Here is a 13,372-nt window from a genome sequence, read left to right as displayed (position 1 = left end):
GCTATTCCTGATAATTTAGATCACCAAACCAGTTTGGGCAGTAGAATTACCTTAAAGGCAATTGACATCGTGATCAGAGTCACGTTTGAGCCTTTGATGGCAATTCACTGATTATTTTGGGTACGGTTTTGAAAAACCAAAATGTGGACAATCTTACTGCCCAAGGCGATGAGGGTATCGATAGTCAAAAAGGGTAAGGTGAAGAGTACTTTCATTTCTTTGTGCCTATTATTTGAGGAATATCGTGTCCTTTTAGGAGTTATAATGTTAGCAGCAATAATCAGGTTAAATGAAGTTTTAGGAAACTCATACAAAATTTTAAAATTCTTAATACTGGTAGAACTTTGTATTGTATCTCGCTAGTATTGCAATTTTTATTATGTTCTTTCTTTAATACCTGATAGGTAACTTAGAGTACTTATCCCGTTTACTGACATAGGATATTTTGTTTCATTTCTATAATCTATTATAGTTTTTAACATCGGATATTTCTCAATATTCTTACTCTCATATCTGGAAAATTTAGTCAGAAACCTCGAGATAAAAGGATTTTCAAAGTAACTTCCCCATATTGGGTTATCAATTTTTTCGTCATAATAGCTATGAATAAATGTTCTATAGTACTGCAGTCTTTCATATTTTGAGCGTTTTTCTAGGGGCTTAAGGTTTAAAATATCGGTAGTACAATCTATTTTTTTAAGTATACTGAAGTCTCCTGAGAATAGCCGGTTTCTTACGTATTTTTTGTAAAGGTCCTGATTTACTCTATGTTTGAGTGGAATTTTTAAATAAAAATTGATCAACTCCGTGTCCCAGAATGGTATTCTCCATTCATAACCAAAAAACTCATAGGCTCTAACTGAATTTATAATAAACTTTGGTTGTCTTTCATCAAAATCAAAAAGTTCTATTGCGTTTGCGCAGGTTTCATTATCGCTAATTTCCAGTCCGGATACTAAATTATTTAACTTTTCTTTAAAAGCAGGTTCAAGCTCATAGTTATAGGGTAATTTCCAGAGATTATAATGCATTCTCAGGCAGTCTGTCAAAAAGGTTTCTAAATCATATCTTCTTGAGTTATCGAGATAAGACTTGGGAATATGACTACCTGAAAGCACATCTCCGGTATGCCCTGGAACAAATACAGAATTGTCTGGTATTTTTCCCTCTTTTTTCAATTCTCTAAGAGCAAGAAAGTCATGTATATGTGGCAGAGATGAAAGGTTTCCAGCCCATTCTTGGAAGTAATTACCTTCTTTAGAGTTACAACACTCGTGACACTTTTGAGTTGTGTACTTTACAAAAAACCACTCATACCCTAGAGCCTTTGCTACCTGTTTACTTATCATGGATTGTCGATTACCTTCTCTTCCATAACTAATACAGATAACGTCATTAACTCCAAGCCTTTTTAACATTGTAACAATAATACGAGAATCCAATCCTCCACTTAAAGGTACGACCAGCCTTTTTCCCTGTTTTATGGTACTTTCAATAAGTCTCAAAAAAATATTTACAAGGACGGAATCTAGCATTTCAAAAAGTTTATCCTCAGGGAGTTCATAATAATTGCCATGTAAAAACCTGAAGTAATAGGAAGTTTTAAGATTATCTGTTTCTTTTTGATAACTTAAAATTTCTCCATTCCGAATTTGTTTTATGCCATTAAAGAGAGTATCGCTTCCTGTTACATAGCCTACAAACATAAATTCTGCCGCATTTTCCTCATTAAGATGCTGGTTTATTTTGTCTTTCAAGTAACAAGCACTGTCTGATACAATAAAAGTGTCTTCTGTTATTGTATAAAATAATGGAATACTCCTTATTTTATCTACAGCACAAAATATCTTACTTTCAGTTTCAGCAACAATCACAAACTCTCCGTTTAATTCTTTGAGAAAATTTTTAATATCTTTTTCTTGATCGTGATCTTCTTTATAGAATAACGGCGATATTAACTCCGCGAGTTCTTCTGGACTTAGGAACTTATTGTTGAAAAATACATTGCCTTTTAGATGATATGTAACTCCGCTAAGTTCTACTTTTTTCCATGTGTAATACTTATTAAGTAAGCTTACCTCACTTTTCACTGTATACCCCCAAAATTGACCCCCTTTTATTAATTTTCACATTTCTATACTATTATTTGAATCAGTATATCGGCATCACTGACACTTCTTCAACTAAGCGTTTGAACAGTACAGTGAATATCTTAAAATACGAATAATCTTAATTTCAATATTCTAACCTGGTTCATTAGGAACTTTAGTTAATTTTAGATTGCAACTCTTTACCAGAAAAAGCATCTACGTAAATATGATGTCACGTATTAGTTTCAATCTGTAATCCAATGTTTAAATCCTTTTTTATAAAATATAATAATAAACTTGCGTTACTGAAAGGGACAAATTCCAATACATATAATACTTGATACTGTCTTACATAAGAGGCATGCAGGATATTACTTTTATTGATGGAGGCAGCCTTCCTACACCTGAAGGTATTACAAGGGAATGGGTAAAGACTGCAGCTGAAAATCGGGATGAAGACGAGAAACTTTTTTCCATGGTAAGGGAGGTTTTCCGGAGGAAAATCGATGTGGGAGTGCATGTGCCCACTTATCCTCAGTTCAGGGATATGATAGGACAGTTTCTGGATATTATCAAAGATGAAAAAAACTGTTATGAGCCTTATGTACTGAAAGAGGAAAATGCAAAAATCCTTGAACTGGAGATAATTGACGAGGTTGCAAAACAGTACAGGGAAGAAACAGGAGAAACGCTTGAAGTCAGGGTGTGTGTTGCAGGCCCGACAGACCTTTACCTTCAGGCCTTTGGAGCGACGGGTTATGCGGATGCATATCATATCCTTGCGCTGGACATTGAAGACTTCATAAAACAGGCATTTGTAGCTGCGAAAAATTTCAAAATAAAGGTTATAGCCCTGGATGAGCCAAGTCTCGGGATAAATGATAAAATTCAGTTTTCTGATGCCGACATTGTTTCTGCTCTCACCGTTGTTTCTGCCTATGCAAGGAAACAGGGGGCAGATATGGAAATTCACCTGCATTCTCCGTTAAAATACAAGCTTGTCTGCGAGACCCCTATCAATGTTATAGGTTTTGAATATGCAGCAACTCCTTCCTATCTGAGCCTTCTGGATAAAAAAGTGCTTGAAAATTCAAATACCTTCATCAGGCTCGGAGTCTCAAGAACTGACATTTCCAGTCTTATAGGTATTGTCAATGAAACATATGGGGTCAATGCCTGGAAAGAAAAGGAGTACATGCAAAAAATCGTTACTGACCTTGAAACTCCAGAGGTCATAAAAAAGAGACTCGAATCAGCTTATTCTGTTCTTGGAGATAGGATAAAGTACGCAAGTCCAGATTGCGGGCTGGCTTTCTGGCCGGATCAGGAACTTGCCTTCAAACTTCTTGAGAATACCGCAAAAGGCATCAATGAATTTAATGCAGAAAAGAAAAAACAGGAAGAGTAAATCTTTCTAACTCTCGAACAATCGAATAAAGAATAAAATTTTACTTTTTTCTAAATTTTCCTGTTTTTATATTTTTTCTGTCTTTCCAATAACGCTAAATCCTTACAGGTCTACTAAGAGGATATGGAAGAAATCATCTTTGACGATATTGGGAGTTATCCCCTTCCTGAAGGAGCCAGTAAGGAATGGGTCCAAAATGCCTTTAAAACGAGAACCGAAGATGAGAAACTCTTTACGGTAATCAATGACGCCTTTCAGCAGAAAATAGATGCAGGTGTGAATGTTCCTACCTATCCTCAGTATCAGGATATGAATGAGCAATTCCTGAAGATTATTCGGGACTCTAACTGCTGTGACAGCCCCTTTGAGGTAAAACTTGAGTGTGCTAGGATCAAGGAGCTTGAGGCTATAGAGAAGGTTGCAAAAGCCTATAAGGAAAAGTTCGGAGAGACACTCCAGGTTCGGGTCTGTGTAACCGGTCCAACCGAACTTTATCTGAAAGAGTTTGGAGGTACACGGTATACCGATATCTATTCTCTTTTTGCAAAAAGCGTAAATAATTTTGTAAGAAACTCCATGAGGTCTGCAAAAAATTTCAAGATCGCAGCGGTTTCGATTGATGAACCAAGTATAGGGCTGAACCCTGAACTTGCTTTTGATGAAAATGATATTATTTCTGCCCTTACCAGCGCCTCAAAAGCGGCTAGCAAGTGGGGAGCCGACGTACAGATTCATCTTCATTCTCCTCTCTACTATAACATTGCCTGTCAGGTCCCCACAATAAACGTCATAGGAGTAGAATCCGCTGGCACGCCATCTTACCTGGAATTGATAGACAAGAAAATGCTGGAGGACACGGATTCTTTCCTGAGGCTAGGGATTGCAAGAACTGATATCTTCACTCTGGTAGGAATCCTTAATGAAAAGTACTGTACTAATGTCTGGAAAAATCCGCAGTATCTTCCGGAAATTGTTAGCGGACTTGAGACCCCGGCTACTATATCTAAGAGGCTGAAGGTTTATTACAGGCGTTTTGGCAACCTTATAAAGTATGTAGGTCCTGACTGCGGGCTGGGCTCTTGGCCTAACCAGAGAATAGCTTTCATCCTGCTTTCCAATGTAGCTCAGGGTATAAAGGATTTCAGGGAATCTCTCTAACCCTAAACTTTTTGATTTAATTTTACATGAAATTCATTCCGGAAATCCTTAACCTAAAAAGACCATAGCCCGAGAGATCAGGCTTTGTTTTTTCTTCCAGTGGAAACTATACTTTAAGTCAGGATTTCTTAAAAAATAGTCGACAGATTTCAAAGCACAGTGGAAACAAAGGGGTATTTTTATAATGTTTTACTTTTTCTTTTAATTGACTTTAATTATTTTTGATTAATTCTCTAATTGATTTTAACCGCGTAAGTCCTATTAATTTTGTAATTAATCTTTAAAGATAATTTCGATTCTCAGGATTTTTAATCATTTATCGAGTCTCCCGTGCCTTCTATCAATCTCATCCATCATATCCAGCATTTTCCGAATAGCGGTTCGGATAGCATCAGATTGACTTACAAATTTTTTATTATCTCCCACATGCCTGTTAAGGTCATCCAGAAGTTCTTGAGGGATTTCAACGCTTACTTTTGGCATTAGAGCTGCACCCATTGAGATATTTTATATTTGAGGTTTTTTAGCAATTGGTTTTTAGCAATTAATTATTTCCAAATATACTACTGATATTTTAATAAGGTAAGGTTATTCCATAACTTATCAGGGCACAATTTTTCTGATCAAAGGTATTTTCTGCATTACTATTACAATGATGAGAGAAACAACGAACAATAAGCCCGTGACCAGCGGGATAGATATTATCGGGCTCAAAAAAGACGGAGATAGTAAAAACACACCGAATATCCCATGCCGTACATAATGTAATAGCATTGGGTGAATGAGATATATTCCCATGGAAGCTCCGGCAACAGCCTTTATAATGTTTTCTATTTTCTTGTACGGCATTCTTGTCATATGGTCCAGAGCTTCCCGGAGCAAGATGAACAAACATATAGCGTATGTTGTTTGTGTTATACTTGTCGAAGTTAAAAACGTATTGAATTTTCCGCTATTCACACTCATAATATAAGACCCGAAGATCATAATAATTAACGCAGCGGCAATGATAATCCCCGACAAATATATTATTTTGTTAGTTACCCGGGTTTTTTTGATGGCATAGCCTGTAAGATATAAGCCGAGATTTCCGGTTGCAGCTTCTACGGGTATCCCAATGTTGTATCCGAAAAATCCCATTAACTGGTTGAAAGGCGTGAAGAAAAACCACAATATCAGGAAATAACGGATATCGTGCATATTTGCGTTTACCAAAATTCTGCGTAAAAGTGGTGTAATAAGATATAATCCGATGATATAGTAAAGGAAGTAAAGATGATAAAATACGTGATTAGTCAGGAACTTTTGCACAAATTCTACGCTAAATATGCTGGATACATCATATTTATGCGCGAATATCATATAGATCATTGACCATGCAACCAGAGGTATAACGACTTTGCTAAACCTTTTTGAGAAGAAGGTTCGGTCATCTTCCTGCTTATCCAGCAACAGGTAACCACTCAATATGAATAATATCGGAACCGCGAAACGTATTATTGCATTATATACATTAGCCGTCATATACATTAGCCGTCCACCAGTCTATCCATGGTATTTTATTCCAGGAATATCCGAAGGTGTCTACATGGATTGCCACCACTCCAATTATCGCTATTATTCGGATCAAATCAGCCCAAAGATATCGACTTCTGGTTACGGGTTTTTGAATAAAATCATCCATCTGGTTCTTCAAATCCATTTAATTGTTTACTTTGTATATAGCTTGTCTTTTCCAGAATTACCTTCAAAATGCTCGTCAAAAGCTACTTGTCCTTGCTTATTGATAACCTGAATGAAGAGATAATAACTAATAGAAATAACTTAAAAGTGCTAAATTAGACCCAGGTAAAATAATTGATTCGTAGTCTCATTATTTTTGCAATATTAGTCTTTCGATTTTTCTCTTTAAAAAAATCAATATGGTACTGAGGGTGTAATAAGTATTAACGCAAAAAAGCTGAGAAAATACACTGAGATATACCGCATTCAAGCTTTAAAAACGACATTTACTACATAAGCCACTATTAAACGAAAAAAATTCGATTAGCAAATTGGTGAAAGAACCTCTAAAATTAATAAAAAAATCAAAAATTAATTACTCAAAATCATTGAAAGAATACCCAAAATCATTGAAAGAATTCACAGAAATAGATAACGATAGCGGGCCCGAAGGGATTTGAACCCCCGGCCTATGGATTAAGAGTCCATCGCTCTGCCTGACTAAGCTACGGGCCCACGCATTGTTATTCTCATTGAATAAGCGATTCTCACAATGGATCTTTACTTATTTATAGGTTTCGGCTCAAACCCTTCTCATTCTAATTTTTTCAAAATTGAACCCTAATTTTATAGAATTTATTCAGGCTTTCTCAGGAAAAATTCTTTCTCGGAAATCTTTAAATTTAGTATAGAAACATCTTTTTATTCAGAATATATTTATTTTTTTGATGAATTGTCCTTATTTATGTATCTTTTAAGTTAGAACTCTGAAATCTGACAACCAGGAATTGAATATTTCCCAAACTTCATTATTTTTCTTTTTTCACAGATAATAAAGCAAAACGTTATATACAAGCGAATATGAGTATGACCAATTAATTGACTTATCCGAAGCTCTGTTGGGGATCAATTAATCAAATAGATTAAGTAGAAAATAGATTAAGTAGAATGTGTACTTCCTGAATTTGGGTTCTCAAGTTTGGCTTGTTAAGTACTTTTTTACTCTTTTCTGTCGATAGAGCTTTCTTAAGCTGATTAATAGAAATTAAAGGAATGAATGTAATGTTTAGAGATGAACGTGCTCCTGTGCCCATTGAAGAGGGCGAAACCTACGATGTAACAATTCAGGATATTGCTCGTCAGGGAGACGGCATTGCCCGTATCGAAGGTTTTGTAGTTTTTGTCCCGAATACAAGTGTTGGCGATGAAGTCCAGATTAAGATCGAAAGAGTACTTCCCAAATTTGCATTTGCAAGTGTCGTCGAGTAAATGCGGGAAATAAAGTAACCACGTTAAATTCAGTAAATTAAAGGAATGATTTTCCATGTTCAGAGAAGAAAGTCGCTCAGTCCCTGTCGAAGAGGGCGAAGTTTACGATGTAACAATTCAGGATATTGCTCGTCAGGGAGACGGCATCGCTCGCATTGAGGGTTTTGTAGTCTTTGTCCCGGGTACAAAAGTCGGTGACGAGGTTCGGATTAAAGTCGAAAGAGTACTTCCCAAATTTGCATTTGCAAGCGTTGTCGAGTAAATGCAGGAAATAAAGTAACCACGTTAAATTCAAGTAAATTAAAGGAATGGTTTTCATGTTCAGAGAAGAAAGTCGCTCAGTCCCTGTCGAAGAGGGCGAAGTTTACGATGTAACAATTCAGGATATTGCTCGTCAGGGAGACGGCATTGCACGTATTGAAGGTTTTGTTATCTTTGTCCCGGGCACCAAAGTTGGCGATGAAGTCCGGATTAAAGTCGAAAGAGTACTTCCCAAATTTGCATTTGCAAGTGTCGTCGAGTAAATGCGGGAAATAAACCATATCAACTTCAATTAAGTTACTAGGAATGGTTTTCATGTTCAGAGACGAAAGTAGCTCTGTTCCTGTTGAAGAGGGCGAAGTTTACGATGTAACCATCCAGGATCTCGCTCGCCAGGGAGACGGCATCGCCCGTATCGAAGGTTTTGTTATCTTTGTCCCGGGCACCAAAGTTGGCGATGAAGTCCGGATTAAAATCGAAAGGGTTCTTCCCAAATACGGTTTCGCCAGCCTCGTTGAATAAGCAGGATCATTTCAAACGAGAAAAAATCGAGACTGAAAAATGATATCTATATCTAATTCTTCAGTCTCTTTTTCATTCACATACCTTAATTAATCTCCGGATCATTTACCGGAATTATTTTTCTTTAATCTATGCTTTACTTTTATCCGGCTATTTCCCCTTTTCAGCTTCTTTTATCGGACTACGTTTTTCGCTATTTTATCGGCTATTTTCATCGGATTATATTTTTCAGCTTATTTTGATGTGATTATACTTTCACTTATTTTTCAGCATGTTGTTTACGTTTTAATTGTTTATTCATGGCATCTGATAGTGAACATTCGATGCTATTATATAATAGATATTCAATCATATTTTGAGAACTCAATTGACAAAATTTTTGAAAATGCTTTGCAGAATAAACGTTTGCTTTACATTATAGCCGGGGAAAGTATCCCGGAGTGATTTCTAATGATTCGTTTTATCAAGTACCACCCCAGGTCCAATACTTACGTCATTGAAAAACGAGCTTTTCTTGATGAGGATCTTACTCTGGACGGCAATGTAATTGTCGGGCAGGAAGTGAAGTTCTGGAAGAACCTTACAGTAACTGGCAGGCTTGAACTCGGAAAAGGTGCGGTTGTGAGGGGCAATGTAAAAGCCAGAAGTGCGCTTGTCTGTTCCGAGGCAAAAGTTCTGGGCAATATAGAGACGGTTTCTGAGCTTGTCCTTCTCGATAGAGCTAAAATAAATGCTGCAGCCTGTCAGGGAGATATCCGCGTCAGGCCTGGGTGTGTTCTCGACTCCGTAAAAGCAGACGGTACGCTCGAACTTGTCGGAAAAGTTCTTGTCAGGAAAGTAGAGCCATTAACGAAAGTGATTATCCGGGCTGAAGAATTATCGTGAGTTTTCAGTGAGCATTTAACTTTTTCCTTTCTTTACCTCTTTTTATTCTCTTTGTCCCTTTTCTTTCTCCTTTTATTCTCTTTGCCTCTTCACTGGACCTTTATTTCCGTTTTGTCAAAACCATAGTACTTTACCTGTGGAATCTTTCTTCTTCCAGAAGTCTCAGGACACGATCCCTTAAACGGTTAACCTCGGGACTTGTCCTGGAGCGCGGGCGAGGCAGATCCACTGTTACAATCTCTTTTATCCTTCCCGGTCTTGCAGTCATGACCACTATCCTGTCCGAGAGAACGACCGCTTCATCCACACTGTGAGTTACGAAAAGGAAGGTCACATGTTTTTGTTCCCATATCTTCAGGAGTTCGTCCTGGAGGATATTTCTAGTTTGGGCATCCAAGGCTCCAAAGGGCTCGTCCATAAGAAGGACTTCGGGCTCATTGGCAAGGGCTCGTGCAATGGCCGCGCGCTGTTGCATACCTCCGGAAAGTTCATATGGGTAGCTATTTTTGAACTGCTCCAGGCCCACAAGGTCTATATACTTCTCCACCTGCTTCTTAGCTTCAGTCTTACTAATTCCCTGCATTTCAAGCCCAAAAGTAATGTTATCGATAACTGTTCTCCAGGGAAATAACGAATATTGTTGAAACACCATTCCTCTTTTGGGGTCCGGGCCAGTTATAGGGACTCCGTTCAGTGTAATTTCTCCTGAAGTCTGGGTTTCAAGTCCTGCAGTGATACGGAGAAGAGTGGTTTTCCCACAGCCGGAAGGTCCCAGAAGGCAGATAAACTCTCCGTCTTCAACATCAAAACTCACATCATGTAGAGCTTCCGTACCACCATTCTCTTCTTTTTTAGTAAAAATACGTGAAATGTTTTTTACACTTACTCTGCCCATCTTATACCACAGTTCCTGATGTCCATCTCAATAGTTTTGCGTCTACGTAATGCCTGAAGAAACGGTCAATTAAAAGGCCCACGAACCCGAGCAGGAGCATATAAACGAGTACGACATCCATCCTATGCAGGTAGTAATTGTGCCAAATCTGATACCCAAGTCCCCTGTCGCTGACTCCGAACATCTCGGCAGCAACAAGACACATCCAGCCTACACCCATGGCAACTCTTATTCCTGAAACTATTGAAGGCATAGCTGAGGGAATCGCAATAAAACGTATGAGATCTATATTTCGGGTACAGCCAAGAACCTTTGCCGCTTCAACGTAAACTTTAGGCACATTTTTAAAGCCTGTATAAGTATTGATAATAATAGGAAAGATCATCCCTATAAATATGACAAAACCTGCAGCCTGATGTGTAAGTCCAAACCATACGATTGCAAATGGGATCCATGCAAGAGGAGGAATCGGGCGCAATATCTCGATTATAGGATCAATTGCCCTGTTTGTTTTTTTGAACCATCCCATAGCTATTCCAAGAGGAATTCCAATTACAAGCGCGGCAATAATGCCGATTGAAAAGTGAAGTAAACTTGTTAATATATCTGTAAAAAGTAGTCCACTTTTCACTATGGTAAAGAAAGAACTTATAACATCATAAAAACTTGGTAAAAGAAACTTGTTATGTATGACTTTATCTGCTATAATCTGCCATATCGTGACTGCCACTACGAGAGATAATACTTCAATCCCATTTTCTTCGATTTTTTTTATGAAGCTCATTTTCATGTCTCTAATAAAAAGGATTCTTACTTTTTTATCTTTCCGGCAGATTTGATTTTTTCAGAAAAAGAAAGGTTCAATTGTCCCCTGAAAATCGGGGCAATTGAACCCATTACTTAAATTTCTATTTCTCTTTATTTCTTCTTATTTTCCGCTGATAGCTTTATCATAGAAGCTTGTATCAAAAATATCTTCCTTTGTTAGAGGTTTTGAGATGTACCCAAGATTATACAGAGTTTTCGAATACTCAACGGTTGCGTTTTCAGCGAGTGCTGGGTCTGTAATCCAGACTCCATCCCATTCCTTCAAAGACTCCTTTACAGTATCAAGGTCAACTGAAGTCTTATTCGAGAAGATCTGAGCAGCTTCATCCATATGGACTTTGTTGTATTCTGTCGCCTTAATGTGCGTCTTTACAATCTGTTCCACAATATCGGGATGTTCCCTGATAAGTTTTCCACTAACTACGAGTACACAGCAGGTATGGTTTGGTTCCATTTCTCCAGATTGCACGATGATACGCCCAGCACCCTGCTTTTCGACAACTGTAGGGGATGGGTGAGGCAGGAAGACAGCTGCAACCTGTTTAGCTGAAATAGCACTTATGGCATCTCCAGCAGTCATTGCACGAATTGACACATCTTTATCAGGGTCAAGCCCATTTTTCTTGAGCCATTGTCTAAGTACCGTATCCTGAATTGATCCTGGTGGGTAGGTAGCGATAGTAAGTCCCTTTAAATCTTTAGGACTCTGATACTTGTATTCGTTCCGGAGTACAAGACTTGAACCATTTATCTGTACAGGCGCAACAATCTTTGCGTCAAGACCTTGACTAATAGCTGTAAGAACAGGAGCTGCTCCAACATACGCCACATCTATGTCTCCAGCCATCATAGCCTGCATTTCAGGATCTCCTGTAGGGAAAGAGTTCTCTTTTATATTCTTAATTCCATAAGGTGTAAGATCTTCTTTCCACCATCCTTTTGCAGCCGCAGTCATATATGCTATCTGATGGGTACTTGGCTGATAGCCAAATTTCAGTTCAGTAATTGTAGAGGTTCCATTAACTCCACTTTCATTGCTCTTATTATTAGATGCGCAGCCAGATACGAAGATAGATGCGACCAGCAATAAAGTAAGTATAAGTATGCCTAGTTTTTTCAAAGCTTCACCTCGATAATCCTTACAACTAGTAGTAATTCTACTGATAGTTATCCATATATTGATACAATCCATATACTGCTAATTACTCATGTAATGATATTACCCATACTGATAATTAACCATGTTACTGATAATTATTCGTGTACCGGCAATAGTCCATATACTGATAACGATCCATATAAATGGTAACTTTCATAACTTAAATAGCGTTTTTTGAAATCGGGTCTTCCTATTGAAAGATCAACAGACTTCTATCTTTTTGTCATTTCTCCATAAACTTCTTTGCAAGAGAGTTTATATTTCTCCAGAGAAGAATCCCGGTAATAGTAAAAAGTAAATACCTAACGGTATATTAATATTTTTACACTTCCTATTTATAACTTCTCAAGGTAACCTTGATTATATCCCAAATGTATTAATATATCTGGATATATTTCTCATTAAGGAATAAATTTCCTGTGAAATGTATATTATTTTCCTTTATTCAAACTTTTCACGGAATTTAAAAGGTTGAATTTTATGAATGTCTCAGACAAAGTTATCAAATCCGCATTCGAATCCGATGAAGTTTTTCAAAAAACGCTTTCCTCTGTGATAAAAGAGGATCTTAACCTCACTGCTGTGGATTTCGCAAAAAAAGCAAATATCCCCCCTAGTACTCTTTATAAGATCCTTTCAGGTAACCGGGATCCCAACATCAAAACTCTCCGCCAGATAGTAAAAACCATCCGCGATATTAAAGAATCAGACAGCGGAGATTTTATCGCTGTGATTGCAGCTCGCTCGGTGCTTGACAATATCGTAGAAACAAAGAAAAAGATAGCTGGCAGGCTGGTCACAATCAGGGAATACTCGGCAACCTCAATGGAAGAAGCCATAATAGCAGCCGTTAACGCCGAAAGGGATGGAGCAAAAGCCCTTGTTTGCGCTCCTATAGTGAGCCCTACAGTGGAAAAGATCCTCAACATTCCAGTAACAACCATTATCCCGAAGAACAGCCTTATAGATGCCATCGAACTTGCGCTCAAAAAGATGGAGTAAAACCGTATCGAACGCTAGAAATAGAGTAAAACTACATAGAACGCTAGAAATAAATGCTGCGTCGCATGGAATGAAAAGTGTCTTGGAATGAAAGATACTGGAAATCTGTCAGCAAAATCCTGAAAGACTACTGATTTAAAGCGAACTTAAATTGCTTTCAAAAATGGGAAGCC

The 13,372-nt window shown here is 37.7% G+C and carries 14 protein-coding genes and 1 tRNA gene; 8 read left to right on the top strand and 7 right to left on the bottom strand.

What is annotated here, in order from left to right:
- Positions 1 to 377 precede the first annotated feature (377 nt).
- On the bottom strand, positions 378 to 2,090 hold the full coding sequence (locus BP621_RS08590) for an asparagine synthase family protein (RefSeq protein WP_292389154.1): 1,713 nt from the start codon (positions 2,088 to 2,090) through the stop codon (positions 378 to 380).
- A 361-nt stretch (positions 2,091 to 2,451) separates the two neighbouring features.
- On the opposite strand from BP621_RS08590, the gene BP621_RS08585 reads away from it, so the two are divergent.
- A complete protein-coding gene (locus BP621_RS08585; protein WP_292389153.1) occupies positions 2,452 to 3,498 on the top strand; it encodes a methionine synthase in 1,047 nt (348 codons plus the stop codon).
- Between the two features lie 123 nt (positions 3,499 to 3,621).
- Positions 3,622 to 4,656, top strand: a complete 1,035-nt coding sequence (locus BP621_RS08580) for a methionine synthase (protein WP_292389152.1) — start codon at positions 3,622 to 3,624, stop codon at positions 4,654 to 4,656.
- Positions 4,657 to 4,968: 312 nt separating this feature from the next.
- On the opposite strand, the gene BP621_RS08575 is transcribed toward BP621_RS08580, so the two are convergent.
- The 3 genes from BP621_RS08575 to BP621_RS08565 all read right to left on the bottom strand — a co-directional run bounded on the left by BP621_RS08575 (position 4,969) and on the right by BP621_RS08565 (position 6,894).
- Positions 4,969 to 5,139 carry a ribbon-helix-helix domain-containing protein gene (locus BP621_RS08575; RefSeq protein WP_048167617.1) on the bottom strand — a complete coding sequence of 57 codons (171 nt, stop codon included), beginning with the start codon at positions 5,137 to 5,139 and terminating at the stop codon, positions 4,969 to 4,971.
- 120 nt (positions 5,140 to 5,259) lie between these two features.
- Positions 5,260 to 6,186 carry an acyltransferase gene (locus BP621_RS08570; protein WP_292389148.1) on the bottom strand — a complete coding sequence of 309 codons (927 nt, stop codon included), beginning with the start codon at positions 6,184 to 6,186 and terminating at the stop codon, positions 5,260 to 5,262.
- A 634-nt stretch (positions 6,187 to 6,820) separates the two neighbouring features.
- Positions 6,821 to 6,894, bottom strand: a tRNA-Lys gene (locus BP621_RS08565).
- Between the two features lie 546 nt (positions 6,895 to 7,440).
- Here BP621_RS08565 and BP621_RS08560 point away from each other — a divergent pair.
- The 5 genes from BP621_RS08560 (at position 7,441) to BP621_RS08540 (ending at position 9,315) form a co-directional block, all read left to right on the top strand.
- Entirely contained in the window at positions 7,441 to 7,647 is a 207-nt protein-coding gene (locus tag BP621_RS08560; protein WP_292389214.1) for a TRAM domain-containing protein, read from the top strand.
- A 55-nt stretch (positions 7,648 to 7,702) separates the two neighbouring features.
- Positions 7,703 to 7,909 (top strand): TRAM domain-containing protein, encoded by a 207-nt coding sequence (locus BP621_RS08555; protein WP_011306043.1) that lies wholly within the window; start codon positions 7,703 to 7,705, stop codon positions 7,907 to 7,909.
- 55 nt (positions 7,910 to 7,964) lie between these two features.
- Positions 7,965 to 8,171, top strand: coding sequence for a TRAM domain-containing protein (locus BP621_RS08550; protein ID WP_011033303.1), 207 nt, complete (start codon positions 7,965 to 7,967; stop codon positions 8,169 to 8,171).
- A gap of 52 nt (positions 8,172 to 8,223) precedes the next feature.
- Positions 8,224 to 8,430: a TRAM domain-containing protein gene (locus BP621_RS08545; protein WP_292380828.1), complete on the top strand. Its 207-nt coding sequence runs from the start codon at positions 8,224 to 8,226 to the stop codon at positions 8,428 to 8,430.
- 450 nt (positions 8,431 to 8,880) lie between these two features.
- Entirely contained in the window at positions 8,881 to 9,315 is a 435-nt protein-coding gene (locus BP621_RS08540; RefSeq protein ID WP_292389147.1) for a bactofilin family protein, read from the top strand.
- A 130-nt stretch (positions 9,316 to 9,445) separates the two neighbouring features.
- On the opposite strand, the gene BP621_RS08535 is transcribed toward BP621_RS08540, so the two are convergent.
- The 3 genes from BP621_RS08535 to BP621_RS08525 form a co-directional block, all read right to left on the bottom strand.
- Positions 9,446 to 10,210 (bottom strand): ABC transporter ATP-binding protein, encoded by a 765-nt coding sequence (locus BP621_RS08535; RefSeq protein ID WP_292389145.1) that lies wholly within the window; start codon positions 10,208 to 10,210, stop codon positions 9,446 to 9,448.
- 1 nt (position 10,211) lies between these two features.
- Positions 10,212 to 11,000, bottom strand: a complete 789-nt coding sequence (locus BP621_RS08530; protein WP_292389144.1) for an ABC transporter permease — start codon at positions 10,998 to 11,000, stop codon at positions 10,212 to 10,214.
- Between the two features lie 138 nt (positions 11,001 to 11,138).
- A complete protein-coding gene (locus tag BP621_RS08525; RefSeq protein ID WP_292389143.1) occupies positions 11,139 to 12,158 on the bottom strand; it encodes an ABC transporter substrate-binding protein in 1,020 nt (339 codons plus the stop codon).
- Between the two features lie 519 nt (positions 12,159 to 12,677).
- Between BP621_RS08525 and BP621_RS08520 the strand changes: the two genes are divergently transcribed.
- Positions 12,678 to 13,199, top strand: coding sequence for a helix-turn-helix domain-containing protein (locus BP621_RS08520; RefSeq protein ID WP_292389141.1), 522 nt, complete (start codon positions 12,678 to 12,680; stop codon positions 13,197 to 13,199).
- Positions 13,200 to 13,372: the final 173 nt, after the last annotated feature.

It is taken from the genome of Methanosarcina sp. UBA5 (genome assembly GCF_002505485.1).
Classification (GTDB): Archaea; Halobacteriota; Methanosarcinia; order Methanosarcinales; family Methanosarcinaceae; genus Methanosarcina.
This window is presented reverse-complemented; position numbering and strand designations above follow the sequence as displayed.

Bases quoted from the DNA above. Each gene is read 5' to 3' on its own strand.
- BP621_RS08580 (WP_292389152.1), top strand. From the start codon at position 3,622: ATGGAAGAAATCATCTTTGACGATATTGGGAGTTATCCCCTTCCTGAA.
- BP621_RS08585 (WP_292389153.1), top strand. From the start codon at position 2,452: ATGCAGGATATTACTTTTATTGATGGAGGCAGCCTTCCTACACCTGAA.
- BP621_RS08550 (WP_011033303.1), top strand. From the start codon at position 7,965: ATGTTCAGAGAAGAAAGTCGCTCAGTCCCTGTCGAAGAGGGCGAAGTT.
- BP621_RS08570 (WP_292389148.1), bottom strand. From the start codon at position 6,186: ATGTATATGACGGCTAATGTATATAATGCAATAATACGTTTCGCGGTT.
- BP621_RS08545 (WP_292380828.1), top strand. From the start codon at position 8,224: ATGTTCAGAGACGAAAGTAGCTCTGTTCCTGTTGAAGAGGGCGAAGTT.
- BP621_RS08575 (WP_048167617.1), bottom strand. From the start codon at position 5,139: ATGCCAAAAGTAAGCGTTGAAATCCCTCAAGAACTTCTGGATGACCTT.
- BP621_RS08530 (WP_292389144.1), bottom strand. From the start codon at position 11,000: ATGAAAATGAGCTTCATAAAAAAAATCGAAGAAAATGGGATTGAAGTA.
- BP621_RS08555 (WP_011306043.1), top strand. From the start codon at position 7,703: ATGTTCAGAGAAGAAAGTCGCTCAGTCCCTGTCGAAGAGGGCGAAGTT.
- BP621_RS08540 (WP_292389147.1), top strand. From the start codon at position 8,881: ATGATTCGTTTTATCAAGTACCACCCCAGGTCCAATACTTACGTCATT.
- BP621_RS08520 (WP_292389141.1), top strand. From the start codon at position 12,678: ATGAATGTCTCAGACAAAGTTATCAAATCCGCATTCGAATCCGATGAA.
- BP621_RS08535 (WP_292389145.1), bottom strand. From the start codon at position 10,210: ATGGGCAGAGTAAGTGTAAAAAACATTTCACGTATTTTTACTAAAAAA.
- BP621_RS08560 (WP_292389214.1), top strand. From the start codon at position 7,441: ATGTTTAGAGATGAACGTGCTCCTGTGCCCATTGAAGAGGGCGAAACC.